This is a genomic window from Cryobacterium sp. M23 (genome assembly GCF_002929655.1).
In the GTDB taxonomy this organism is placed as follows: Bacteria; Actinomycetota; Actinomycetes; order Actinomycetales; family Microbacteriaceae; genus Cryobacterium; species Cryobacterium sandaracinum.
The window spans coordinates 19,412-44,578 of record NZ_PJJV01000079.1; the positions used below are offsets into that span (position 1 = coordinate 19,412).

At 67.8% G+C, this 25,167-nt stretch carries 22 protein-coding genes; 11 read left to right on the top strand and 11 right to left on the bottom strand.

Annotation, left to right across the window (positions count from 1 at the left end; all coding sequences use genetic code 11):
- Positions 1–169: 169 nt before the first annotated feature.
- The 4 genes from dhaK (at position 170) to CXY82_RS13415 (ending at position 5,767) form a co-directional block, all read left to right on the top strand.
- Entirely contained in the window at positions 170–1,168 is a 999-nt protein-coding gene (gene dhaK, locus CXY82_RS13400) for a dihydroxyacetone kinase subunit DhaK (RefSeq protein WP_104171360.1), read from the top strand.
- A 4-nt stretch (positions 1,169–1,172) separates the two neighbouring features.
- Positions 1,173–1,817 carry a dihydroxyacetone kinase subunit DhaL gene (gene dhaL, locus CXY82_RS13405; protein ID WP_104171361.1) on the top strand — a complete coding sequence of 215 codons (645 nt, stop codon included), beginning with the start codon at positions 1,173–1,175 and terminating at the stop codon, positions 1,815–1,817.
- A gap of 3 nt (positions 1,818–1,820) precedes the next feature.
- Positions 1,821–4,283: a phosphoenolpyruvate--protein phosphotransferase gene (gene ptsP, locus CXY82_RS13410; protein ID WP_104171362.1), complete on the top strand. Its 2,463-nt coding sequence runs from the start codon at positions 1,821–1,823 to the stop codon at positions 4,281–4,283.
- Between the two features lie 338 nt (positions 4,284–4,621).
- A complete protein-coding gene (locus CXY82_RS13415; protein ID WP_104171363.1) occupies positions 4,622–5,767 on the top strand; it encodes a glycerol dehydrogenase in 1,146 nt (381 codons plus the stop codon).
- 57 nt (positions 5,768–5,824) lie between these two features.
- Here the strand turns inward: CXY82_RS13415 and CXY82_RS13420 are convergent, their stop codons facing one another.
- Positions 5,825–6,793 (bottom strand): sugar-binding transcriptional regulator, encoded by a 969-nt coding sequence (locus CXY82_RS13420; protein ID WP_104171364.1) that lies wholly within the window; start codon positions 6,791–6,793, stop codon positions 5,825–5,827.
- 103 nt (positions 6,794–6,896) lie between these two features.
- Between CXY82_RS13420 and CXY82_RS13425 the strand changes: the two genes are divergently transcribed.
- From CXY82_RS13425 to CXY82_RS13445, 5 genes are all read left to right on the top strand, one after another.
- Positions 6,897–8,651: a glycerol-3-phosphate dehydrogenase/oxidase gene (locus CXY82_RS13425; RefSeq protein WP_199180972.1), complete on the top strand. Its 1,755-nt coding sequence runs from the start codon at positions 6,897–6,899 to the stop codon at positions 8,649–8,651.
- A gap of 210 nt (positions 8,652–8,861) precedes the next feature.
- Positions 8,862–9,626 carry an MIP/aquaporin family protein gene (locus CXY82_RS13430; RefSeq protein ID WP_104171365.1) on the top strand — a complete coding sequence of 255 codons (765 nt, stop codon included), beginning with the start codon at positions 8,862–8,864 and terminating at the stop codon, positions 9,624–9,626.
- Positions 9,627–9,694: 68 nt separating this feature from the next.
- Positions 9,695–11,209 carry a glycerol kinase GlpK gene (glpK, locus tag CXY82_RS13435; RefSeq protein WP_104171366.1) on the top strand — a complete coding sequence of 505 codons (1,515 nt, stop codon included), beginning with the start codon at positions 9,695–9,697 and terminating at the stop codon, positions 11,207–11,209.
- Between the two features lie 119 nt (positions 11,210–11,328).
- Positions 11,329–12,111, top strand: coding sequence for a hypothetical protein (locus CXY82_RS17390; protein WP_158252190.1), 783 nt, complete (start codon positions 11,329–11,331; stop codon positions 12,109–12,111).
- 116 nt (positions 12,112–12,227) lie between these two features.
- Complete coding sequence (locus CXY82_RS13445) at positions 12,228–13,118, top strand: endonuclease domain-containing protein (protein ID WP_104171367.1); 891 nt, start codon at positions 12,228–12,230, stop codon at positions 13,116–13,118.
- A 436-nt stretch (positions 13,119–13,554) separates the two neighbouring features.
- Here the strand turns inward: CXY82_RS13445 and CXY82_RS13450 are convergent, their stop codons facing one another.
- From CXY82_RS13450 to CXY82_RS13490, 10 genes are all read right to left on the bottom strand, one after another.
- A complete protein-coding gene (locus tag CXY82_RS13450; RefSeq protein ID WP_104171368.1) occupies positions 13,555–14,430 on the bottom strand; it encodes an HAD family hydrolase in 876 nt (291 codons plus the stop codon).
- Positions 14,431–14,433: 3 nt separating this feature from the next.
- Positions 14,434–14,571 carry a hypothetical protein gene (locus CXY82_RS17395; RefSeq protein WP_158252191.1) on the bottom strand — a complete coding sequence of 46 codons (138 nt, stop codon included), beginning with the start codon at positions 14,569–14,571 and terminating at the stop codon, positions 14,434–14,436.
- Between the two features lie 7 nt (positions 14,572–14,578).
- Positions 14,579–15,583 carry a tryptophan--tRNA ligase gene (gene trpS, locus CXY82_RS13455; RefSeq protein ID WP_104171369.1) on the bottom strand — a complete coding sequence of 335 codons (1,005 nt, stop codon included), beginning with the start codon at positions 15,581–15,583 and terminating at the stop codon, positions 14,579–14,581.
- 64 nt (positions 15,584–15,647) lie between these two features.
- Positions 15,648–16,586 carry an exodeoxyribonuclease III gene (locus CXY82_RS13460; RefSeq protein ID WP_104171370.1) on the bottom strand — a complete coding sequence of 313 codons (939 nt, stop codon included), beginning with the start codon at positions 16,584–16,586 and terminating at the stop codon, positions 15,648–15,650.
- Positions 16,587–16,605: 19 nt separating this feature from the next.
- Positions 16,606–17,697 (bottom strand): YihY/virulence factor BrkB family protein, encoded by a 1,092-nt coding sequence (locus CXY82_RS13465; RefSeq protein WP_104171371.1) that lies wholly within the window; start codon positions 17,695–17,697, stop codon positions 16,606–16,608.
- A gap of 99 nt (positions 17,698–17,796) precedes the next feature.
- Positions 17,797–18,585 carry a succinate dehydrogenase iron-sulfur subunit gene (locus CXY82_RS13470; RefSeq protein WP_199180970.1) on the bottom strand — a complete coding sequence of 263 codons (789 nt, stop codon included), beginning with the start codon at positions 18,583–18,585 and terminating at the stop codon, positions 17,797–17,799.
- Position 18,586: 1 nt separating this feature from the next.
- Positions 18,587–20,401 carry a succinate dehydrogenase flavoprotein subunit gene (gene sdhA, locus CXY82_RS13475; RefSeq protein ID WP_104171372.1) on the bottom strand — a complete coding sequence of 605 codons (1,815 nt, stop codon included), beginning with the start codon at positions 20,399–20,401 and terminating at the stop codon, positions 18,587–18,589.
- Between the two features lie 17 nt (positions 20,402–20,418).
- Complete coding sequence (locus CXY82_RS13480; protein WP_104100347.1) at positions 20,419–20,871, bottom strand: succinate dehydrogenase hydrophobic membrane anchor subunit; 453 nt, start codon at positions 20,869–20,871, stop codon at positions 20,419–20,421.
- A gap of 13 nt (positions 20,872–20,884) precedes the next feature.
- Complete coding sequence (sdhC, locus tag CXY82_RS13485; RefSeq protein WP_104100346.1) at positions 20,885–21,298, bottom strand: succinate dehydrogenase, cytochrome b556 subunit; 414 nt, start codon at positions 21,296–21,298, stop codon at positions 20,885–20,887.
- A gap of 113 nt (positions 21,299–21,411) precedes the next feature.
- Positions 21,412–22,566: a glycosyltransferase family 1 protein gene (locus CXY82_RS13490; RefSeq protein ID WP_104171373.1), complete on the bottom strand. Its 1,155-nt coding sequence runs from the start codon at positions 22,564–22,566 to the stop codon at positions 21,412–21,414.
- Positions 22,567–22,645: 79 nt separating this feature from the next.
- On the opposite strand from CXY82_RS13490, the gene CXY82_RS13495 reads away from it, so the two are divergent.
- Both CXY82_RS13495 and CXY82_RS13500 read left to right on the top strand, forming a co-directional pair.
- A complete protein-coding gene (locus tag CXY82_RS13495) occupies positions 22,646–23,767 on the top strand; it encodes a mannose-1-phosphate guanylyltransferase (protein ID WP_104171374.1) in 1,122 nt (373 codons plus the stop codon).
- 212 nt (positions 23,768–23,979) lie between these two features.
- A complete protein-coding gene (locus CXY82_RS13500) occupies positions 23,980–25,074 on the top strand; it encodes a BMP family protein (RefSeq protein ID WP_104100343.1) in 1,095 nt (364 codons plus the stop codon).
- The last annotated feature ends 93 nt before the right edge of the window (positions 25,075–25,167 follow it).

Sequence of the window (25,167 nt, forward strand, 5' to 3'; positions counted from 1 at the left end):
CCAACGCGTCTTCATGCAACGTGTTGACATCGGCCCACTCTCTGGAGGATATTCGACATTATCGAATTGCGTTCTGTATTTCTTTGAGTCGCGAGGGAAAGTGTCTCGCGGATCCAGCTCGAAAAGTTCAACGGAGAGCAAACATGAAGATAATCCTGGAGGTCTCAACATGAAGAAACTAATCAATTCCCCGGAGACGGTTCTCGCCGATTCCCTCATCGGCGTGGCGGCCGCACACCCGGAACTTCGCGTCGACCACGTCAACCGCATCATCTACCGGACAGACCCGACCAGAGCAGGCAAAGTCGCCCTGCTCTCTGGTGGGGGAACCGGCCATGAGCCGCTCCACGGCGGTTTCGTCGGTGTGGGAATGCTTGACGCGGCCTGCGCCGGGGCGGTCTTCACCTCGCCGACACCCGACCAGATGCTCGAAGCCACGAAAGTCGTGGACAGCGGAGCGGGCGTGCTGCACATCGTCAAGAACTACACGGGCGACGTGATGAACTTCGAAATGGGCGCGGAACTGGCCGCGGCTGAGACCGGGATCGAGGTTGCCGTCGTGGTCGTCAACGACGACGTCGCGGTCGAGGATTCCACCTTCACCGCAGGCCGCCGGGGCGTCGGCACCACTGTCCTGCTCGAGAAGATCGCGGGTGCGGCAGCCGAGGAAGGCCGCGACCTCGCGGCCGTCACCGCGGTGGCCCGCCAGGTCAATGAGTCCGGCCGTTCCATGGGCGTGGCCCTCAGCAGCTGCACGGTTCCCGCGGCCGGGAAACCGACCTTCGAACTTGCCGAAGGCGAGATGGAGATCGGCGTGGGCATTCACGGGGAGCCGGGCCGCCGCCGCGTGCCGCTGGCCGGGGCCGCCGAGGTTGCCCGTCTGCTCGTCGAGCCGATCCTCGCCGACCTGGACTTCACCGGCGCCCCGACGATCGTGATGGTGAATGGGCTGGGCGGAACCCCGTTGATCGAGCTCTATGTCATGTATGCCGAAGTCAGGAAGATCCTCGACGCCGCCGGCATCACGGTTGCCCGCTCCCTCGTGGGCAACTACATCACCGCGCTGGACATGGCGGGCTGCTCCGTCACGATCCTCAAGGCCGACGAGGACCTGCTTCATCTGTGGGATGCGCCGGTGAACACCCCCGGGCTGCGCTGGGGAATCTAGCACCATGACGAATGACACGATCAGCCTTGACCAGCTCACCGGCTGGCTCACCCGTTTTCGCGACTTGGTGACCGAGCAGGTCTCGTACCTCACCGAACTGGATTCGGCCATCGGCGACGCGGACCACGGCTCGAACATGACCCGCGGCATGGGTGCAGTCCTCGAGAAAATCCAGGCCTCACCGGTCGTGGCCGTCGACGAACTGTTCAAGGGCGTGGGCATGACCCTGGTGACGTCCGTGGGTGGTGCCAGCGGCCCCCTGTACGGCACCTTCTTCCTGCGGATCGGTACCTCGGCAGGACCGGTCAGCACCCTGGACGCGCCCGGCCTGGCGGCCGCGCTTCGTGCAGGGCTGGGCGGCGTCGTTGCCCGCGGCAAGGCCGAGGCCGGGGATAAGACCATGTTCGACGTCCTCGCTCCCGCGCTCGACGCGTTCGACGCCGACCTCGTCGTTTTCTCCGATATCTCCTCGGCGGCCCGTGCTGCCTACTCCGCTGCACAAGCGGGGCGGGATGCTACCGCACCCCTGATCGCCCGCAAGGGCAGGGCCAGTTACCTGGGGGAACGCAGCATCGGCCACATCGACCCGGGAGCCGCGTCGACGTCGCTGCTTTTCCAGGCTCTGGCCGAGATCCTCGACAAGGAGTAGATCGTGATCGGAATCGTAGTGGTATCGCACAGCCCCCGGCTCGCGCAGGCAGCAGTGGACCTCGCAGTGGAAATGGTCGGGGTCAACGGCCCGGCCATTGCGATCGCAGCCGGTGCCGGCGCAGGAGTGATCGGAACGGACGCGTCCAAAGTCGCCGAGGCCATCGCCGAGGTTTCCTCTCCCGAGGGCGTGCTCGTGATGATGGATCTGGGATCGGCTGTGATGAGCGCGGAAATGGCGCTGGAGTTCTCGGACGACCCCGACCTGCCCGTCCGGCTCAGCAGCGGTCCCTTCGTAGAGGGCCTGATGGCCGCAGTGGTGCGCGCGGCGGGTGGCGCCACCCTTGACGAAGTGGAACGTGAGGCCCGAGGTGCTCTTCGCGCCAAGCAGATTCACCTGGGCGACGAGGACCCGGCCGGCCTGCCGGTCGACTCCGGCCCGGCGGCGGAACACACGATCGAGGTGACGTTGCTGAACCCCGACGGCCTGCACGCGAGACCGGTCTCGATGCTCGTCACCGCCATCAGCGCCTTTGAGGCGACGGTGACTGTCGCCAACCTCCGCACCGGCCGGCCCCCGGTGCCGGCTAACAGCCCGACTGCCCTGTTGATCGTCGGCGCCCGGAAGGGCGACACGATCTCCGTCGCGGCGGCCGGGCGGCAGGCTGTGGAGGCGCTCGAGGCCGTGAGTGAACTGGTCGGGAAGGGCTTCGGCGAGCTCGCGGCCGCCCACGCTCCCGCGCCCAGGCCGGCATGTTCCGCGTCGCGGCCGCAGGCGCGGCCGCAGGCGCGGCCGCAGGGCGGGGCGCCGTCGAGCGGGCCTCTGGGCGTGAGCCCCGGCTTCGCCGTCGGTCCGATCGTGCGGATGCAGGAACCGGTGGACGAGCCGGGGCCGGCAGTCGCACTCCCCCTGCGCGAGCGGGCGGCGGCCGCGGAGAGGATCGTGGCCGCCGCGGCATCCGTAGCCCTGGCCCTGCGGGACAAGGCGGCCCGGGTGTCGGGAGCGGCGCGTGGGATCCTGGAGGCAACGGCGCTGATGGCGGCGGATCCCGGGCTGATCGATGCTGCCGTTTCCCGAGTGACCGGGCAGGGCCACACTCCGGAGCGTGCCGTCTGGGCGGCTGTGGGCGAGGTCACAGCGGTTTTTAAGGAGCAAGGTGGGCTCCTCGCCGAACGTGTCTCGGACCTGCACGACGTGCGCAACCGCATCGTGTCCGAGTTGCTCGGCCGACCGGCACCGGGCCTGCCGGATCGTGTGGAGCCGTATGTGCTCGTGGCCCGGGACCTGGCCCCCGCCGACACGGCGCTGATCGACCCCACGGTGTGTCGGGCGATCGTCACCGTCGAGGGCGGGCCCACCTCCCATACGGCCATTCTCGCGCGGGCGCTTGGCTTGCCTGCCGTGGTGGCGGCCCGCGATGCGATGGACCTGCCCGAGGGAAGCGTGGTGATCGTTGACGGCACGACCGGTGAGATCGTCGTGGCCCCCACCGACGAACAAGTGTTGCGAGCCGAGGAACAGATCCGCCGGGTGATCACCTTCGACGGTGCGGGAAGGACCAGGGACGGGCACCGCGTGCAGCTCCTCGCGAACGTGGCTTCGCCTGACAGCGTTGCCGCCGCGATCGAGGCGAATGCCGAGGGTGTCGGCCTCTTCCGCACCGAATTCTGCTTCCTCGACCACGCCGAGGCTCCGGGACTCGACGAACAGGTCGCCGCGTACCGCCGGGTGTTCGCCGGATTCCCCGGGAAGAAGGTCACTATCCGAACGCTGGATGCGGGAGCCGACAAGCCGCTGGCCTTCGTCACGGCGGCTGACGAAGTCAACCCTGCCCTGGGCATCCGGGGGTATCGCACAGCGTGGCAGCGGCCGGAACTGCTGGACACTCAGCTGCAGGCCATCGCAGCGGCGGCCGCCGCGGAAGACGCCGACGTCGGCGTCATGGCGCCGATGATCGCGACCGTCGACGAGTCCGTGGACTTCGCGGCCCGCTGTGCCGCGCACGGCCTGCACAACGTGGGCGTGATGATCGAGACTCCCGCTGCCGCTATCACGGCGGGCCCCATCCTCGAACGGGTGGACTTCGCGAGTCTGGGGACCAACGACCTCGCCCAGTACACCATGGCGGCCGATCGGCTGATGGGGGAGCTCGCCCTGCTCAACGACCCCTGGCAGCCGGCGGTCCTGCGGATGATCCGGGAGGCCTGCCAGGCCGGTCTGGCGGCAGGCAAGCCGGTCGGGGTCTGCGGTGAGGCCGCGGCAGATCCGATGCTTGCTGCCATCTTGGTGGGGCTCGGGGCGACCAGCCTGTCGATGTCCCCGCGAGCCCTGGGCGGCGTGGCCGAGTTCCTACGCGGCGTGACGGTGGACCAGTGCCGGGATGCCGCACTCGCCGCGGTCGCCGCCGGCAGCGCCGACGCGGCGCGATCCGCCGCCGCGCTCCTGCTGGAGCCGACACGGGCGTAGCTGCCGGTGTCGGCCCCTCCCGGGCGTCCGATCTGCACAGATGTGCAACGCTGGCTTTCAGAAACAGCGACGTATTTTCTGTAAATCCTGAATAGCATTCAAAAAATTGGCCCAAAGCGCGTGTTGGTGCGTCAGATCCGATCTCTGAGCCGTGACATCAGACTGGGCGAATGTGCCGGAAACCGCTCGGAGGGTGCGCTCGCACGGTCGCCCGCTGCAGGGCAGCCGATGTCGGTCGAATCGGCGGGCGTAATGTGAAATCTGTGCCCCGGAAGACCGGTTCACCGCCACCGTCCCACAAAGATGTAGACGCAGTTCGACCAGGAAGAAGTTCCACGATGACCACTTCAATCCGCACAGTCATGAGCCCCGGACGTTACGTCCAAGGCAAGGGAGCGATCGATCGCCTCGGCGAATTCGTATCCCAGATCGGCTCCGCCCCCCTGATCGTCGCTGATGACGTCGTGTGGGGTTTCGCAGGGCAGCAGGTCTCGGCGAGCTTCGCTGCTGCCGGCCTCCGCGTCGAACGGGTCGAATTCGACCGCTTTGCGACTGCGTCCGCGGTCGACGCGCTGGTCGAGAAGATCCGCGTAACCACGGCCGACGTGATCATCGGCGTGGGCGGCGGAAGCACGATCGACTCGGCCAAGGCCGCCGGCTTCCTGGCTGGAATTCGTTGGGTCAGCGTGCCCACCGTGGCGTCGACCGACGCTCCCACCTCCGCACTCTCGGTGATCTACACGGAGGAGGGCGAGTTTGTCGAATACCGTTTCTTCCCGCGCAACCCCGACCTCGTGCTGATCGACACCCAGATCGTGGCCAACGCGCCGGTCGAGTTCCTCATCGCCGGAGTCGGCGACGCGCTGGCGACCTGGCTCGAAGCCCGGGCCACGGCGGCTGCCCATGCGACCACGATGGCCGGGGGGCTGCCGACCCAGACCGGCACCGCGCTGGCCAAGTTGTCGTGGGACGTCATCTGGGAGAACGCCCTTCCGGCCCTCGATGCCGTGCGTGACAACCTGGTCACACCTGCTCTCGAGAAGCTGGTGGAGGCTAACACGCTCCTGTCCGGACTCGGTTTCGAGTCGGGCGGTCTGGCCGCCGCCCACGCCATCCACAACGGCCTGACCGCGGCCCCGCAGACCCACGGTCTCACCCACGGTCAGAAGGTGAACATCGGTTCCCTGACCCAGCTGGTCCTCGAGGGCGCGCCACGGACCGAGGTGGAAGACTTCATCGAGTTCACCACTCTCGTTGGATTGCCCACCACGCTGACCGAGATCGGTCTCAGCCTGGACGACGAGAAGGAGCTGAGGGCCATCGCCACGGCGTCAACCCTGCCGGGTGAGACGATCCACAACATGCCGTTCGTGGTCACTGCCGACGACGTCTTCGACGCCCTCAAGTCGATCGAGCGGCTCTCGCGCTCCGTGCGCGTGGCACGCGGCCTGCCTGCCCCCGTCAAGTACGTGCAGAAGCACTGACTTGTCGGCCCGCCGGTCGCCACGAACCTTCCGTGGCGCCGGCGGGCCTCCGTCTGCTCACTCGCACAGTGACCGGGCGCTGCTCTCGTCGATGAACAGGTCAGTGATCAGGTTCGCGGCCAGCGCGCCGCGAAGACTGTCCACCTTAGACTGGCCCGAGACGATGCAGATGCGCCGGGGGGTGCGGCGCAGCACCGACAGTTCCGGGCCGGTGCCGCGATCATTAAGCGGGATGCCGTCGGTCGAGCCGTCCGCGCGGTAGAAGACCGTCGCGACGTCGCCAACGACCCCGGCGTCGCTAAGAGCCGTGAGCTCGTCGTCGTCCAGGTAGCCTCCGACGTAGACGTGGCTGGGGACGTTGGAGAAGGGCGAACCCACGCTGAAGAGCGCGACGTCCATGTTCCTCTGCATTTCCAACAGCCGGCGCAGGCCGCGCTCCCGCCAGTACGCCGTGCGTGTGGCCGGGTCGTCGAAGAAGGTGGGAACCGGGAACTGTTCCAGGCGGGCGCCGAACGCGTTGCTGAACCGCTGCAGGATCTCGTTGGCGTAGTCCAGGCCGGTGCTGCGTGTGTTGCCGGCGCCGTTCAGCTGCACGATCTGTGCGTTGTGAGTGCGTTTGGGGGTCACGTGGCGGCTGACCGCATTCATCGTGGAGCCCCAGGCGATGCCCATGATCATGTTCGAGTCGAAGAACTCGCCGAGAATCCGTGCAACCGAGAGGGCCACGCGCTCCAACCGATCGACGTCGCTGGCGTGGTCGGGCACCGGCACGACGTGCGCGGTGACCTGGAAGCGGTTCAGGATGAGCTTCTCAACCCGGCTCGTCGCGTCGAGTGGGGACCGGATCTGGATGTCGACCAACCCGCTGGTTCTGGCCTGGCTGAGCAGACGGGACACCGAGGAGCGGGAGGTGTGCAGTTCCCGCGCGATGGCCTCCATGGTCAGGTCCTGCATGTAATACAGGTGGGCCGCCGTGAGCGCGTCACTGGTTCGGTCCGACAGGGACGGATCGTCTGGATGGGCCATTTTAACTCCTTGCACGTATGTTCAAACCTCTTGACCGTTTGTGTTGAACCTAGCAGGGTAGAAGCAATTCCCCCCCCACCCACAGAGAAGTGAGCGCATAGTGCTGTCCACACCCGATCAGTCATCTTCCGCACCGGCACAGTCCAGTGGTGCCGCCGCGCAGGCCGCCATCCAGGACCGCCCCCGCGCTCAAGTTCTCATCATCGGAGCCGGCATCAACGGCATCGCGACCTTCCGCGATCTGGCCCTGCAGGGCGTGGACGTCGCCATCGTCGACAAGGGCGACTACGTTTCCGGCGCATCCTCGGCCTCTTCGCACATGATCCACGGCGGTGTGCGTTACCTCGAGAACGGCGAATTCCGCTTGGTCAAGGAGTCTGTGGAGGAGCGCAACAGCCTTCTCAAGATCGCTCCCCATTACGTCAAGCCGCTCAAGACGACCATCCCGATCTACTCCACCTTTTCCGGAGTGATGTCGGCGCCGATGCGGTTCCTCACCCACAAACAGGGTGCGGCCCAAGAGCGCGGAGCTCTGCTGATCAAGATCGGCATGATGCTCTACGATTCCTTCTCCCGCGACGGCGGCAATGTGCCCCGGCACGAATTCCTCGGCAAGAAGGCGTCGCTCGACGTGCTGCCGCAGATCAATCCGGGCCTTAAGTACACGGCCACCTACTACGACGCCTCCATGCACGACCCGGAGCGCCTCGCCCTCGACGTGCTGGCCGACGGCCTAGCCGCCGGCACCCACGCCCGGAGCGCCAACTACATCGAAGCCGTCGGCATGGATGCTGCGGGTGTGCGCCTCCGCAACACGGTCACCGGCGCCGAATTCAGCTTCGAGGCCGACATCGTGGTCAACACGTCCGGACCGTGGACCGACCTCACGAACACGGCCCTCGGCCAGGCCAGCACCTACATGGGCGGCACCAAGGGGTCGCACGTCGTGCTCGACAACCCCGAACTGCTCGCCGCGACCGGCGGTCGCGAGATCTTTTTCGAGCACAAAGACGGCCGCATCGTGCTGATCTTCCCGCTCGCGGGCCGCGTTCTCGTCGGCACGACCGACCTCGAGCACGACATGACTCAGCCGGCGCGCTGCACCGAAGCCGAGGTCGACTACTTCTTCGAACTCGTCAACCACGTTTTCCCAAAGGTGGCCGTCGACCGGGCGCAGATAGTGTTCCGGTTCGCCGGCGTGCGCCCGCTGCCCCGCCACGACGACGAGGCGCCCGGTTTCGTCTCGCGCGACTATCGCATCGAATCGCGCCCGCTCGGCGCCCGGCCCGGCACCCTGCTGAGCCTGGTCGGCGGCAAGTGGACGACCTTCCGCGCCCTGGCCGAACACCTGAGCGGCGACATCCTGACCCTGCTCGGCCTGCCGCGCACCGTCTCGACGGTCGGCCTGCCCATCGGCGGCGGTCGAGACTTCCCGGCGACGGATGCCGCACGCGGGGTCTGGGTTGCCGCCAACGGCGACAAGGTCGGCGCCGAGCGTGCCGATGTGCTGCTGACCCGGTACGGCACGCGCGCCACCGAGGTGATCACCTGGCTCACCGCCGAACCGGACGCGCCGCTCATGCAGCACCCCGGCTACACCCGGCGCGAAATCGAGCTCATCGCCCGGGCGGAATCGGTCATGCACCTGATGGACCTGCTGCTGCGCCGCACCAGCATCGCTTTCCGCGGCGAAGTGACTCTGCCGCTGCTCACCGAGCTGGCCGGCGTGCTCGCACCGGTCCTCGGCTGGGACGCCGCCCGGAGCGCGCATGAGGTCGACACCGCGGTGAATACTCTGCTCGACATGTACGGCGTGCACCTGGCCCCGGCGGAAACGCCGGCCGTGCCGGCCGTCTAGGGACTGCTCGGGACTGCCCTGCGGGCGGGCGGCCGCTGCGGTCGCCTGCCCGCAGCCTGCCCTCCGGCCCGGCTCCGTACCCGCAGACTTGAAGGCTGATCTGCACAAACGTGCAGAAAGGTCAGGACCATCGGCGGTCTCGAGTCGCTAGGTTTTCTACTATCCGTTTCCTTCGCTTTCTTCATTTCAATGACCTAAAAGGATGTCAACGTGGACAATCTCGGTATCGTATTCCTCTCGGAAGTGGTGGGAACCGCTCTCCTGATCCTGCTGGGCTGCGGGGTGGTCGCCAACGTCGCCCTGACCAAGAACAAGGGCTTCGGCGGCGGATTCCTGATGGTCACCATTGGCTGGGGCCTCGCGGTGTACGCCGGCGTGATCGTCTCCTATAACTCGGGCGCTCATCTGAACCCCGCCGTCACCTTGGGACTCGTGTCGTCCGGGGCCACCGAGTTCGGCTCGGGGGTTCCGGTCAACGCCTTGTCCGTGGCGGCGTACATCGGGGCCCAGATGGTTGGTGCCATCCTGGGTGCCACCGTCGTCTGGCTCGCCTACAAGCAGCACTTCGACCAGGAACCGGAGCCGGCCAACAAGCTCGGCGTGTTCGCGACCGGTCCGGCCATCCGTTCCTACGGCTGGAACCTCATTACCGAGATCATCGGCACCTTCGTGCTCGTCTTCGTCGTCATCGCGTTCGGCGGCGGACGCCAGGGCGAGAACGGCGGCCTGGCCGCCCTTGGCGCCCTTCCGGTGGCCCTGCTCGTAATCGTGATTGGCACCTCGCTGGGTGGACCGACCGGCTACGCGATCAACCCCGCCCGTGACCTCGGCCCGCGCATCGCGCACTTCCTGTTGCCGATCAAGGGCAAGCGTTCCTCCGACTGGGCCTACTCGTGGGTGCCCGTCGTCGGTCCCGTCATCGGTGGCCTGCTGGCCGGCTGGACCTCCGCGTTCCTCCTGCCGATCCTCGCGTAGGCGCCGCGCGCTTCTTCTTTTTCCATTCCTGAATACCCGTGTACCCAGCATTGACAAAGGAGTTAAAAATGGCAAAGTACGTCATCGCAATCGACCAGGGAACCACCAGTTCCCGTGCGATCATCTTCGACAAGACCGGGTCGATCATTTCGACCGGTCAGCTCGAGCACGAACAGATCTTCCCCCGGGCGGGCTGGGTCGAACACGACCCGTTGGAGATCTGGAGCAACACCCGTGAGGTCATCGGTCAGGCTCTGGCCAAGGCCAACCTGACCCGCCACGACATCGCGGCCGTGGGCATCACGAACCAGCGCGAGACCGCCGTCGTCTGGGACCGTCACACCGGCATCCCCGTCTACAACGCCATTGTCTGGCAGGACACCCGCACCCAGCCCATCGTCGACCGACTCGCCGCCGACGGCGGCGTCGATCGTTTCAAGGCCCAGGTCGGCCTGCCGCTGGCGACTTACTTCTCCGGCACCAAAATCGTCTGGATCCTCGAGAACGTCGAAGGGGCGCGAGAGAAGGCTGAGGCCGGCGACCTCATGTTCGGCACGACCGACACCTGGATTCTCTGGAACCTGACCGGCGGCCTCGAGGACGGTGTGCACGCAACCGACGTCACCAACGCCAGCCGCACCATGTTCATGGACCTGAAAACCCTGCAGTGGGACGACGAGATCCTCGCGGCGTTCGACGTGCCCAAGTCGATGCTGCCCGAGATCCGTTCCTCCTCCGAGGTCTACGGCATCGCCAGCGGCCACAGCCTGCTGCGCGAAACCCCGATTGCGAGCATCCTGGGTGACCAGCAGGCCGCGACTTTCGGGCAGGCTGCCTTCGACCAGGGTGAGGCGAAGAACACTTATGGCACCGGTAACTTCCTGATCTTCAATACGGGCACCGATATCATCCACTCCAAGAACGGTCTGCTCACCACGGTCGGCTACAAGCTCGGCGACGCCGAACCGCACTACGCCCTGGAGGGCTCGATCGCGGTCACCGGGTCGCTCGTGCAGTGGCTGCGCGACAACCTGGGCTTCATCAACTCGGCGGAGGAGATCGAGGCGCTCGCCCTGTCGGTCGAGGACAACGGCGGCGCCTACTTCGTGCCCGCCTTCTCCGGCCTGTTCGCGCCGTACTGGCGTGCGGATGCCCGTGGTGCCCTGGTCGGCCTCACCAGCTACGTGAACAAGGGCCACATCGCCCGCGCCGCCCTCGAGGCGATCGCGTACCAGACCCGCGAGGTGCTGGACGCGGTCAACGCCGACGCCGGTGTTCCGTTGACCGCGCTCAAGGTCGACGGCGGGGCCTCGGCCAACGACCTGCTGATGCAGTTCCAGGCCGACATCCTCGGCGTGTCTGTCGTGCGCCCGGTGGTGGCAGAGACGACCGCCCTGGGTGCCGCCTACGCGGCCGGCCTGGCGGTCGGTTTCTGGAACAACCTCGGCGAGCTGCGGTCCAACTGGCAGGAGGACGCCCGCTGGGAGCCGAGCCTGGACATCGCCGAGCGCGACCGTCTGCTGCGCAACTGGAAGAAGGCCGTCACCAAGTCCCTGGACTGGGTCGACGCCGACGTGATCTAGCCCGCGCTCCCTTCTTCCCCCCGCGTCCCTCGCGCGCGCCCGCATCCCCCGCGCGCGCACGACGCACCTACCGAGACCCGGCGGCCGCACCTGGCCGCCGGGTCTCGGCATCCGTGCCCGTGCCCGTGCCCGTGCCCGTGCCCGTGCCCGTGCCCGTGCCCGTGCCCGTGCCCGTGCCCGTGCCCGTGCCCGTGCCCGTGCCCGTGCCCGTGCCCGTGCCCGTGCCCGTGCCCGTGCCCGTGCCCGTGCCCGTGCCCGTGCCCGTGCCCGTGCCCGTGCCCGTGCCCGTGCCCGTGCCCGTGCCCGTGCCCGTGCCCGTGCCCGTGCCCGTGCCCGTGCCCGTGCCCGTGCCCGTGCCCGTGCCCGTGCCCGTGCCCGTGCCCGTGCCCGTGCCCGTGCCCGTGCCCGTGCCCGTGCCCGTGCCCGTGCCCGTGCCCGTGCCCGTGCCCGTGCCCGTGCCCGTGCCCGTGCCCGTGCCCGTGCCCGTGCCCGTGCCCGTGCCCGTGCCCGTGCCCGTGCCCGTGCCCGTGCCCGTGCCCGTGCCCGTGCCCGTGCCCGTGCCCGTGCCCGTGCCCGTGCCCGTGCCCGTGCCCGTGCCCGTGCCCGTGCCCGTGCCCGTGCCCGTGCCCGTGCCCGTGCCCGTGCCCGTGCCCGTGCCCGTGCCCGTGCCCGTGCCCGTGCCCGTGCCCGTGCCCGTGCCCGTGCCCGTCCCCGTGCCCGTCCCCGTCTTCCCCCTGCGCCGGCCGGCATCCGTGCCCCGTCGGACAGTTCCTTCGTGGCGCTTCCCGGAGGGCAGCTCCCATGGGTGGTGTGTGTGGCTAACTCAGGAGATCTACCCCGGTGGCGCCGACGGATGCCGGACTGGTGCAGTTTGTCCCTCGCTTCACAGCCGTTTCTCCTGAGTTAGCCACGGGTCGGCGGCGACACCGCGGATCCTCCACAGCACAGGCTGACCGGAGCAGGCCACAGGTGGGCGGCCGACGCGGCAGACGGGGCCCGCGCTGTCCACACTGTCGATATGACTTGGGCAGAGTACTTCCGCGTCCACAACGTGCAGATCGCCGAAACCGGGGCGCTGAACGCCGCCGGCGCCAATTGGCGGGTGCTGAGGGCTGCCGTGGAGAGTGGATATCTGGTGAGGGCGCGTCGAGGGCACTATGCGCTTCCCGATACGGATGCGCACATCCTCGAAGCGGTGCGGCTGGGTGGGCGACTCGCCTGCGTCTCCGCGGTTGCGAATGCCGGGATCTTCGCCCTGGACAGCACCTTCGCGCACATCCATGTCGACCCCACCGCTTCCCGGTTGCGGGCGCCGCACGACCGATTTCAGCAGCTCAACGCTCACAACCGAGACGGTGTGGAACTTCACTGGGGTCAGCTGCTCGACCCCCGCGGCGGCACCGAGTTCCGTATCGGGTTGGCCGATGCGCTGGTCCAGGTTTTCCGGTGCCAGGAACCGAGATTCGCGATCGCCTCACTCGATAATGCCTTGTACAAGAGACTGCTCGCGGAGCAGGCCGTGGCCCAGATCTTCGCAGCCCTGCCCGCGGAGTTGCATTCCCTGCGCCCGCTCATCGACTGTCGCAGCGAATCGGGCCAGGAGACCGTACTCCGCCTCGTTATCACGGGAGCGGGCTTCGACGTCGAGATCCAGGTCGAGATCGGGGGCGTCGGTCGCGTCGATATGATCGTCGAGGGGCGCATAGCGGTCGAGGCCGACAGCCGGCAGTTCCACGACGGCTGGGAGGCGCACGCGCGGGACCGCACCCGCGACTGCGACCTCGCCATGCGGGGGTACCTGACTCTGCGGGTTCTCTACCGGGACATCATCCACCACCCGGAGCGCGTCATCGCCGCGATCACCGGCCTTCTGGCGTCGACCAGTCACTTCCGCACCTTCATCGTCTAGTCGGTTCCCGGCAAGCCGACATCCGCTCCCGCGGGGCTGCCGGGTCCGGCTCGGCGCACCCAACCTGCCGGTCATGCGGTTGAGACCCACCCCCATGTGGCTAACTCAGGAGATCTGCCGAATCGCAGTATCAGACCCGCGTGTTTCCGGGGCGAAGTGGAACGCATGCGACGGATGTCCTGAGTTGGCCACGCAGGCAGGGGCCGTGCCTGCTTCGAGCCCGGCGTTGCCGTCAGCGTGGCGGCCCGCCCGCAGACCCGACCTCCTTGCGGTCGAGACCCACCCTCGTGTGGCTAACTCAGGAGATCTGCCGAATCGCAGTATCAGACCCGCGTGTTTCCGGGTCAAATAGAAACGGATGCGACGGATGTCCTGAGTTGGCCACACCGGGGCAGGCCAGGGGGACCCCAGCGGCACCGTCAGCGGGGGCCAGCCGTCAGCGGGGGCCAGCGGTCAGTGGGGCGAGGTTGCGGGCCGCGAGGGCCCCGGGCAGCGCGGCGAGGCTGGTGATCCGGATGATGCCCAGCCGGGCGGCCTCGGCCGCATCCGCCCCGGCCCCGGCACCACTACCCCCAGCCCCGGCCCCTGCCCCAGCCCCGGCCCCGGCCCCGGCACCACTACCCCCAGCCCCGGCCCCGGCCCCGGCACCACTACCCCCAGCCCCGGCCCCGGTCCGGTCCAGCCAGACTCCGGTCAGCCCGGCCGCGGCGGCTCCGATCGCGTCCGTGCGCAGCCGGTCGCCCACGTAGACGGTCTGCTCCGGCTCCGACCCGAACACCATGCAGGCATGCCGGAAGATGCGAGGATCCGGCTTGGCGAAGCCCAGGCTGCCGGATGCGATCACGTGCTCCACCCGCACGTCGAGCCCGGTGTCCGCCAGTTTGTGCCCCTGAGGCGTCGACTCACCGTTGGTGATCAGCCCGATCCGCACGCCCGGAAAGGCGACGGCCAGCGCGTCGAGGCAGGGGAGCGCATCGGTGTGGAGGCGCCAGCTCGCCCGATAGTGCAGAAAATACGCGTCGAACCAGCTCGTCGCAGACGTCCCGGTCAGGGTCACGCCGTGCGCCGCCGCGAAGTCGCGGGCCCGCTCCCGGCGCTGCCCGGCGAAGTCCAGACTGCCGGCGAGGTAGGCGTGGTAATGCCGCTCTTCCAGGTCGTCCCAGAGCGCCAGCGCCGCGCCGGGATCGGCGTCGGTGAAGGTGCCGCCCAGAGAGCCGAGGTAGGCGCGGATGCCGTCGGCCACGGCACCGCGATGGGCGAACAGGGTGTCATCGAGGTCGAACAGAACGACGGCGGGCGCGGGCGCGGACATCCGCTACCCGACGACGACGTCGACGACCATGACGACCATGACGAACATGACGACGACGACCATGACGAAGACGACGGCCATGACGACGACGTCGACGGGCCGGCCCCGCCCCATCGGCAGCGAGCTCACCACAATCGCCACCACCGCCCTAGCGCCGCGGTAGCAGGCCGACGCGGTCGTAGGCGCGCGCCAGCGTCTCGTTGGCCACCGTCGCCGCCCGGTCCGCGTTGAGGGCGAGGAGTCGGTCGAGTTCGGCCGGGTCGTCGAGCAGCTCGAGAACGCGCGCCCGGATCGGCCCGAACGTGCCCGTGACCACCTCGGCGAGACCTTTCTTCAGGTCGCCGTAGCCGCGGCCGGCGTACTCGTCCTCGATCGAACCCACCGAGCGTTCCGCGAGCACCGAGTAGATCGTCAGCAGGTTGGCCACGCCCGGCTTGTTCTCGCGGTCGAAGACCACGCCGCCCTCGGCATCCGTGACCGCGCGCATGATCTTCTTATTCGTCACCGCCGGCTCGTCGAGCAGCCAGATCACGCCCGCGTGCGACTCGGCCGACTTCGACATCTTCGACGTCGGGTTCTGCAGGTCGTAGATCTTGGCGGTCTCCGTGACGATGGCGACCTCCGGCACCGTGAACGTCTGCCCGAACCGGGCGTTGAAGCGCGCCGCGAGGTCGCGGGTCAGTTCAACGTGCTGACGCTGGTCTTCGCCGACCGGCACGATCTCGGTGTCGTACAGCAGAATGTCCGCGGCCATCAGCATCGGGTAGGCGAACAGTCCCACGGTGGTCGCGTCCGATCCCTGCCGGGCGGATTTGTCCTTGAACTGGGTCATCCGGCTGGCCTCGCCGAAACCGGTGATCGTGTTCAGCACCCAAGCCAGCTGGGCGTGCGCGGCGACATGCGACTGCACGTACAGTGTCGACGCCGACGGGTCGATGCCGCTCGCGATGTATTGGGCGGCGGTGCGGCGGGTGTTCTCCCGCAGCTTCACCGGGTCCTGCGCCACGGTCAGGGCGTGCAGGTCGACGATGGAGAAGTACGCGTCGTGGGTCTGCTGCAGCGCCTTCCAGTTCAGGAGGGCGCCGATGTAATTGCCGATCTGCAGGGAATCGGCGCTCGGCTGCATGCCCGAGTAGAGGCGGGGCTTGTCCATGGGATCAGATCTTTTCGTAGCGTGTGGCCGCCGGCCGGGCCGAAGGCGCGAGTTGGAGGGGAGGTCAGATGGTGTAGTCGACGACCACGGGGCTGTGGTCGGACCAGCGCTGGTCGTAGGCGGCCGCGCGGTCGACGACGTAGCCGGTGACGGATGCCGCGAGCGCCGATGTGGCCAGCTGGTAGTCGATCCGCCAGCCGGTGTCGTTGTCGAACGCCTGGCCGCGCCACGACCACCAGGTGAACGGCCCGTCCACTTCGCCGGCCCACCGGCGCCCCACGTCGATCCAGCCGAGTCCGGCCCCGGCGTTGTAGTCCGGGGCGTCTTCGGCGCCGACGATGCGGTCGAAGTAGGCGCGCTCCTCGGGCAGGAACCCGGCGTGCTTCACGTTTCCGCGCCAATTCTTGATGTCGAGCGTGCGGTGCCCGACGTTCAGGTCACCGAGCACGACGGCCCGGTCGCTGTGCGCGGCGAGCTCGGGCAGTCGTTCGAGCATGGCGTCGAGGAACCTGTACTTCTCGACCTGCTTCGGGGTACCCACCTCGCCGGAGTGCACATAGGTGCTCACGACGGTGATCAATTTGCCGTTGACCTCGTAGTCGGCTTCGAGCCAGCGGCCGGCGCTGTCGAATTCGGCGGCGCCGAGCTCGACCCGGTGGATGGCCGCGGTCGATCGGCTGGCCAGGGCCACCCCGGCCCGGCCCTTCGCGGTGGCGGCGTCGTGCAGGATGCTCCATTCCGGCCCGAGCAGACCCTCGAGGTCCTCGGTCGAGGCACGCACCTCCTGAAGGGCGAGGATGTCCACGTCGCGTTCGGACAGCCAGTCGCCCATTCCCTTGCGGAAGGCGGCGCGCACGCCGTTCACGTTCACGCTCGCGATCCGCAGGCGCTCGCCGGCGAAAGCCGCGGATACAGCGGAATCGGCGGAGGCGGCGGAGGAAGCAGGGTCGGACGCGGCCGGGGTGGAAGCGGCAGTCGAGGCGGCAGTCGAGGCGGAAGGCATTCCCCGATTCTACTTTGGCTCAGGCCGAGGGGCCGTCGTTCGTCAGCTCAGCGGCTCGCTTCTCGGCGGCGCGCAGGCGACGCGCGGTGAGCAGCCGCTGGGGCCAGGCCGCGGTGTCGTGTGCGAGGCGGGCCTCCCGAAGCTCGGCCTGCACCACCACGCGGAACGCCTCCTCCTCCTGCCGGCGCTTCTCGGTGGCAACCTCGTCCGCGCTGATCCGTCGCGGTGAGAACCCGGCGTCGTCCATGCCGACGGCGATCCAGGATGCCGCGAGCAGTGTCAGGGTGCTGGTCAGGTTAAACCAGATCAGGAGTCCGATGATCACCGCGAATGCGGCGAGCAGCGGGTTGCGGCCGGCGCCGGCGAGCAGCGTGCTGCCGAGGACCTTGAGGACACCGAGGCCCACCGCGCCCAGGATGGAGCCGGTGATGAGCTGGCGAACGGGGATCCGCACCCGCGACAGCACCCGGAACAGTGCGGCGAGGGTGATCGTGTCGATCAGGAGCACGAGGAGCAGGCCGACCGCTCGGGCGGCGCCGTTGAACCAGAACGAATCCCGGGACACCCCGAAAAGCCCGAACAGGGCTCCGAGCGCCTCGGTGCTCGCGATCGAGATCAACGCCGATACCACGAGCACGACCGCGAACAGCACTCCGAGGCCCAGCTCCCGCAGCTTGACGAGGAGGATGAAGGTCTTGTCGGGCGGCATCCGGAAGATCGTGCGCACCGCCTGCGCCGTTGTCGAGAGCCAGCCGAGCACGGTCGCGAGCAGGCCGACCAGTGCGATGACGCCGGACCAGCCGAAGACCCTGGCGTCGGCGAGGACGCTCGGGTCGATCACGCCTTCCTCGCCGATCAGCCCGGGGACGGACTGGTTGATGAAGGAGTAGAGCGTCAGCTCGAGGTCGGGATTGGACGTGATCCACAGTCCCGCGATGGAGAAGGTCAGCCAGAGGGCCGCGAACGTCGCGAAGATGGCCTGGTAGGACATGCCGCCGGCCAGGATGCCGCCGCCGCTTTCACCGAACCGGGTGAAGACCCGCACCGGGCGCGAGCGCATGACCCGCGCGATGAGGGCCTTGGTCCGGTCGATCGCCGTGGGAGTGTTCACCCGCTCAGCCTAAGCGGCAGCCGGGCAGCGGAGAAAGCGAAAGGCCGGTCTCGCCACGACGAAACGTCGTGACAAGACCGGCCCCAGGGTTCGGACCGGCTACGCTATGCCGCGCAGCATGGCCTGCTTGACCTCGGAGATGGCCTGCGTGACCTGGATCCCGCGGGGGCACGCCTCGGTGCAGTTGAAGGTCGTGCGGCAGCGCCACACGCCTTCCTTGTCGTTCAGGATGTCGAGGCGCACGGCGGCGTTGTCGTCGCGCGAGTCGAAGATGAAGCGGTGCGCGTTGACGATCGCGGCCGGACCGAAGTACTGTCCGTCGGTCCAGAACACCGGGCAGCTCGACGTGCACGCGGCGCAGAGGATGCACTTCGTCGTGTCATCGAAGCGTTCGCGCTGGGCGACGGTCTGGATGCGCTCCTTGCCGTCGGTGGGGGCGTTGTTCGCCACCAGGAACGGCTGCACGGCACGGAACGATTCGAAGAACGGCTCCATGTCCACGATCAGGTCCTTCTCCAGCGGCAGGCCCTTGATCGCCTCCACGTATACCGGCTTGGTGATGTCGAGGTCCTTGATCAGGGTCTTGCAGGCCAGGCGGTTGCGGCCGTTGATGCGCATGGCGTCCGAGCCGCAGATGCCGTGCGCACAGGAGCGGCGGAAGCTCAGTGAGCCGTCCTGCTCCCACTTGATCTTGTGCAGAGCGTCGAGCACGCGGTCCGTCGGGTACATCTGTACGTCGAAGTCGTCCCAGTGCGGTTCGTCGTCGACCTCCGGGTTGTATCGGCGGATGATCAGGGTCACGGTGAAGGACTGGATTTCCTCCGGCACGACCGGGGCACTCGCAGTTGTCGGTGCGGTTGCGGTTGCGGTCGCGGTTGCGGTACTCAACTCAGTACTTCCTTTCCATCGGCTGGTAGCGCGTGATGGTGACCGGCTTCCAGTCGAGCGCAATGTGGTCGGCGGCGTCGGCGGAGAGCGGGTCTCCGGTCAGGTAGGCCATGGTGTGCACGAGGTAGTTGGCGTCGTCGCGCAGGGGGAAGTCGTCGCGCATGTGCCCGCCGCGGCTCTCCTTGCGGTTGCGTGCGGAGTACACGACGACCTCGGCCAGGTCGAGCAGGAAGCCGAGTTCGACGGCCTCGAGAAGGTCGGTGTTGAACCGGCGGCCCTTGTCCTGCACGCCGATGTTCTTGTACCGCTCGCGCAGGCCGTGGATCACGTTGGTGACGTCGGAGAGCGACTCGTCGGTGCGGAATACCTGCGCCTTGGCGTCCATCGTCTCCTGCAGCTCCTTGCGGAGCACCGCGATGCGCTCGGTTCCCGTCGAGGTGCGGATTCCTTCCAGCAGCTCCCGCACACCCCGGGCCGGGTCGGTCGGCAGCGGCGTGAACTCGGCTGTTTTGACGTAGGCGACGGCGTTGTTGCCGGCGCGCTTGCCGAAGACGTTGATGTCGAGCAAAGAGTTGGTGCCGAGGCGGTTGGAGCCGTGCACGGACACGCAGGCGCATTCGCCGGCCGCGTAGAGGCCGGGCACGACGGTCGTATTGTTGCGCAGCACCTCCGCGTTCACGTTGGTGGGGATGCCGCCCATCGCGTAGTGCGCGGTGGGCATGACCGGCACCGGTTCGGTGACCGGGTCGACGCCCAGGTAGGTGCGGGCGAACTCGGTGATGTCGGGCAGCTTGGTCTCGAGCACCTCGGCACCGAGGTGGGTGCAGTCGAGGTACAGGTAGTCCTTGTTGGGACCGGCACCGCGGCCTTCCGCGACCTCCTTGACCATGCAACGGGCGATGATGTCACGCGGGGCGAGGTCCTTGATGGTGGGCGCGTAGCGCTCCATGAACCGTTCACCGGCCGCGTTGCGGAGGATGGCGCCCTCGCCGCGCGCGCCCTCGGTGAGCAGGATGCCCAGGCCCGCCAGTCCGGTCGGGTGGAACTGGAAGAACTCCATATCCTCGAGCGGCAGGCCCTTGCGCCACACGATGCCCACGCCGTCGCCGGTGAGGGTGTGCGCGTTGGAGGTGGTCTTGTAGATCTTGCCGAACCCGCCGGTGGCGAAGATGAACGCCTTCGCCTGGAAGACGTGCAGTTCGCCGGTGGACAGGTCGTAGGCGACGACGGCCGAGGGCTGGTCGACCCCGTCGACCGGTGTCATGACCAGGTCGAGCACGTAGTACTCGTTGAAGAAGTTGATGCCGCGTTTGACGCAGTTCTGGTAGAGCGTCTGCAGGATCATGTGGCCGGTGCGGTCGGCGGCGTAGCAGGCCCGCCGTACCGGCGCCTTGCCGTGGTCGCTGGTGTGGCCGCCGAACCGGCGCTGGTCGATCTTGCCCTCCGGCGTTCGGTTGAAGGGCAGGCCCATGTTCTCGAGGTCGATGACCGCGTCGATGGCTTCCTTGGCGAGGATCTCGGCTGCGTCCTGGTCCACCAGGTAGTCGCCGCCCTTGACCGTGTCGAAGGTGTGCCATTCCCAGTTGTCTTCTTCGACGTTGGCGAGGGCCGCGGCCATCCCGCCCTGCGCTGCGCCGGTGTGCGAACGCGTCGGGTACAGCTTGGAGATCACGGCCGTGCTGGCGCCGGAGCCGGCTTCGATGGCGGCACGCATACCGGCACCGCCGGCTCCCACGATGACGATGTCGAACTGGTGGTAGTGCACACCGTCGACGACGGTGGACTCTGAGGGCGCGGTTGAAGCATCCGTAGTCATATGGGTTTTAGCAGCTCCTAGATGGCCGAGCAAAACGAGGGAAGAAGATCGGCGGGCGAACCGGCCGGGCAAGGGTCGAACGTGAAGACCACGAGCGTGCCGAGCACGATCAGGATCACGACGGCCGCCAGGATGGCGGACTTCAGGATGCCGCGGGTCAGACGCTGCGTGGCGTAGTCGTTGACCAGCGTGCGCATGCCGTTGCCGCCGTGGATCAGGGCGAGCCAGAGCATGAGAACGTCCCAGACCATCCAGAACGGGGTGGTCAGCTTGCCGGCGACGAAAGCGAAGTTGAGGGCGCTGACGCCCTCGCCGACCATCAGGTTGACGAAGAGGTGTCCGAAGATGAGCACGACCAGCACGACGCCGGAGACGCGCATGTAGATCCAGCCCCACTTCTCCCAGTTCACGCCGCGGGAGCGCGGCGCGCGGGAGTAGGGGCTGCGGGGAGCTTCGATTGTGGATGTCATGGCTCTCCCCGTTCTAGTGGCTGAACACGTTGATCAGGTGGCGCGGCACGAAGGCGAGCATCGTCACCACCCACAAGGCGACCACAACGTAGAACATGGCCTTCTGGTACTTGGCGTTCCAGAAGTCGATCAGGATGATCCGAATCCCGTTGAAGGCGTGGAACACGATGGCCCCGACGAGCGCGGTTTCGCCGAGGCCCATGATCGGCGTCTGATAGCTGCTGATGACCGCGTTGTAAGCCTCCGGGCTGACGCGCACCAGCGCGGTGTCCAAGATGTGAACCAGCAAGAAGAAGAAGATCGCAACACCCGTAATGCGGTGGAGGACCCACGACCACATGCCCTCACGGCCCCGATACAGGGTGCCGGCGGGGCGACGTGATGTCGTCTTCTGCTGGGATGTCAGTGTCGCTGCCTGCTCTGGCATGACCAACCCTCCCTGGCTGTGTAGCGGCCTCGACGAAGCAGGCCGACAATGCGCCGTGCGCACATGATTCAATTATAAGTGTCTCTGTGCCGAGATAAAACGCGAATGTCCGGCTAGCGCTGCATTGACAGCGGAACCGCAACCATGGCGCGAACGGCGGCTCGTTCGTCGACGACCTGCTCGTAATGCGCCAGCAGCGCGCCGCACACGTTTTCCCAGGATCGACCGAGCACGCTCCGGCGTCCCGCCTCGCCCATCCGCCGCCGCAGCGCAGGGTCCAGGACCAGCCGGGCGACGCAGCGGCGCAGGTCTCTCTCGTCGTCCGGAATGAAGAGGAAGCCGTTTTCGCCGTGGCTGACCAGGTCGATCGGGCCGCCGGCCCGCGGTGCGACGACCGGCAGCCCGGCGGCGTGCGCCTCCTGCAGGGTCTGGCCGAAGGTCTCCTCGGTGCCCGCGTGCAGGAACAGGTCGAAGCTCGCGTAAGCCCGGGCGAGATCCGCCCCGTCCAGGCGGCCGAGCCAGGTCACCGGTATCCCGGCGAGCTCCCGCTCGAGCGCCGGCCGCGACGGGCCGTCGCCGACGAGGGCGAGACGGATGCCGGGCAGCCCGCGCAGGGCCCGGAACCTCTCCACCTGCTTCTCCGGTGCCAGGCGGCCGACGTAGCCCACGACGACCTCCCCGTTCGGGGCCAGCCGGCTCCGCAGCGCCGACGCCTCCGGGTCGGATCTCCGGTTGGGGTGGTAGCCGACCAGGTCGACGCCGCGGGTCCAGTGCGCCAGCCGCCGCAGGCCGATGCGGCGCAGGTCCGCCATCGACGCGGAGGAGGGAGCCAGGGTGAGGTCGGCTCCCTCGTGCACCCACTTGACGAAACGCCAGACGGACTGCGCGGCCGGGCCGAGCCGGTTGCGGCGGGCGTAGCCGGCGACATCCGTCTGGAAAACGGCGACGCTGGGAACGTCCTGCCGGTTCGCGGCCGCGATGCCCTGGGCGCCGAGCAGGAACGGCGACGCCGCGTGCAGCACGTCCGGGGCGAAATCGGCCAGCAGCCGGTGCACCTGCGGGCTGGGCATTCCCACCGGGAACTGCCGGTAGCGTGCCGCGGGAACACCGTGCACGGGGAACCCGGCGTACTCGGCCGGGGCGCCGGCCGGGGCGATGACCATCGCGTCGTGGCCCGTGCGGGAAAGATGCTCGAGCACCTTGCACACGCTCGTGGTGACTCCGCTGACCGTGGGCAGAAAACTTTCGGTGATGAGTGCAACCCTCATGAGGGTGACCCTAGGCACGCCCTCCGGCGGGCAGGTGAACGCACCGTGAACGGCGTGGACCGGGCGGTAGTCTGGCCGAATGCTGCCTTCCACGGAACCACTCGATCGTTTCTACAGCGTGATTCCCGCCGGTGGGATCGGATCCCGGCTGTGGCCGCTGTCCCGCGCCGACGCCCCCAAATTCCTGCACGACCTGACCGGCTCCGGCCAGACCCTGCTCCGGGCCACCTGGGATCGCCTCGCACCTCTGTCGGGCGAGCAGCGCATCATGGTGGTCACCGGCCGCGCGCACCGCGCCGCCGTCGAGGAGCAGCTCCCCGAGCTCGCCGACCTGAACGTGGTGCTCGAAAGCGAGCCGCGCGAGTCCACCGCCGCCATCGGCCTGGCCGCGGCGATTCTGGAGAAGCGCGAACCGGGCGTCATCATCGGCTCCTTCGCCGCCGACCACGTGATAAAGGGACACCACCTGTTCCGCCAGGCGGTCGCCGAGGCCGTGCGCGCCGCCGACGCCGGCTACATCGCCACCATCGGCATCCAGCCCACGGAGCCGGCCGTCGGCTTCGGCTATATCAAGACCGCCGGCGCGCTGCACATTGCAGGAGCTGCCAGCGCCCTGTCGGTGGACTCCTTCGTGGAGAAGCCCGACCTTGCCACCGCCCAGGACTACCTGGCCAACGGCACCTATTTCTGGAACGCCGGCATGTTCATCGCCCGCGCCGACCGCCTGCTCGAAGAGATCGGGGCGTCCGAGCCCGAACTTCTCGCCGGGCTGCTTGAACTGGCCGAGGCCTGGGATACCCCGCGCCGCGGCGCCGTGGTCGACCGCGTCTGGCCCCGTTTGAAGAAGATCGCGATCGACTACTCGGTCGCCGAACCGGCGGCCGCCCGCGGCAAGCTCGCCGTGATCCCCGGCCAGTTCGACTGGGACGACGTGGGTGACTTCGCATCGATCGCGAAAATCCACGCCAACGGCCGCAAGCGCGATCTCGCCATCCTCGGCGACGGTGCCCGGGTGCTTGCCGACTCCTCGAGCGGGATCGTGGTCAGCCACACCGGGCGCATGATCGCCCTGATCGGCGTCGAGGACATCGTCGTGGTCGACACCCCGGACGCCCTCCTCATCACCACCAGCGCCAACGCGCAGAAGGTCAAGGCCGTCGTCGACGCGCTGAAGCTGTCCGGCAGCAACGACGTGCTCTAATCGGCATTAAACCCCCCGATCGGGGGCATTTTCGGGCCCGATTCGGCCGGGGCGTCCGGCAGGCCCGCCGCGGACCAGTATCGCGTCTTGATAACCTTTCGCCCACGGGCCCGTTTTGCTCCTCTGAGCAGAGAATCATTCGATAGCGTGTAACTCAATACAGCCCCTTGCGAACCCGCGTCGGGCGACCATTGGAGCTCATTTTGACAATCATGAAACGACGGGTCGCATTCAGCGGCCTTGCCACGCTGGGCGTCGTGGCCCTTCTCGCAGCCTGTGCGCCGGCGCCGACCGATGAGGGAACCGCTGGTGGCGGTGCCGAATCCGACTACCTGCCCTGCATCGTCTCCGACTTCGGCGGCTTCGACGACAAGTCCTTCAACCAGTCCAGCTTCGAGGGCATCACCAAGGCCTCCGACGAGCTCGGCATCGAATTCCAGCAGGCCGAGTCCAAGTCGGAAGACCAGTACGGCCCGAACGTCTCGAGCATGGTCGACCAGGGTTGCGACTTCGTCCTCACCGTCGGTTTCGCCCTCTCCAACGCCACCCGCGATGCCGCCCAGGCCGCGCCCGACACCAACTTCGCGCTGATCGACTCCGCGCTCTCCAATGACGACTTCAGCCCGCTGACGCTCGACAACGTGAAGCCGGTGCTGTACGACACGGCGCAGGCCGCGTTCCTGGCCGGCTACCTGGCCGCGGGCACCACCAAGACCGGAGTCGTCGGCACCTACGGCGGACTCCAGTTCCCGTCGGTCACCATCTTCATGGACGGCTTTGTCGACGGCGTCGCGTACCACAACGAGAAGAAGGGCACCGACGTCACCGTCAGCGGCTGGGACAAGGCCACCCAGACCGGCCTGTTCGCCGGTGGCTTCGACGACATCAACCAGGGCAAGGCGCTTAGCACCACCCTGATCGACGCCGGCGCTGACATCATCCTCCCGGTTGCCGGACCGCTCTTCCAGGGCACCGCGCAGGCCATTCAGGACTCCGGCAAGGACGTCGCCATCATCGGTGTCGACAGCGACCTGTTCGAGACCACGCCCGAGTTCGCTTCGCTGTACCTCACCTCGGTGCTCAAGCAGATGACGGATGCCACCGAGCAGATCATCCTCGACGACGCTGAGGGCGACTTCTCGTCCACCCCCTACGTCGGCACGCTCGAGAACGAGGGCGTCGACATCGCCCCGCTCCACGACTGGGAGTCCAAGGTCGACCCCGCGGTCATGACCGAGATCGAGGCCATCAAGGCCGACATCATCAGCGGCGCTCTCAAGGTTGAGTCGCCCGCGACCCCGAAGTAGCACCGAAACAGCACTCAGACGCAGTCGGGGAGGCACGCATCTTGCGTGCCTCCCCTCCTGCGTCAGTGGGCGGATGTCGTCGGCCGGGATGCC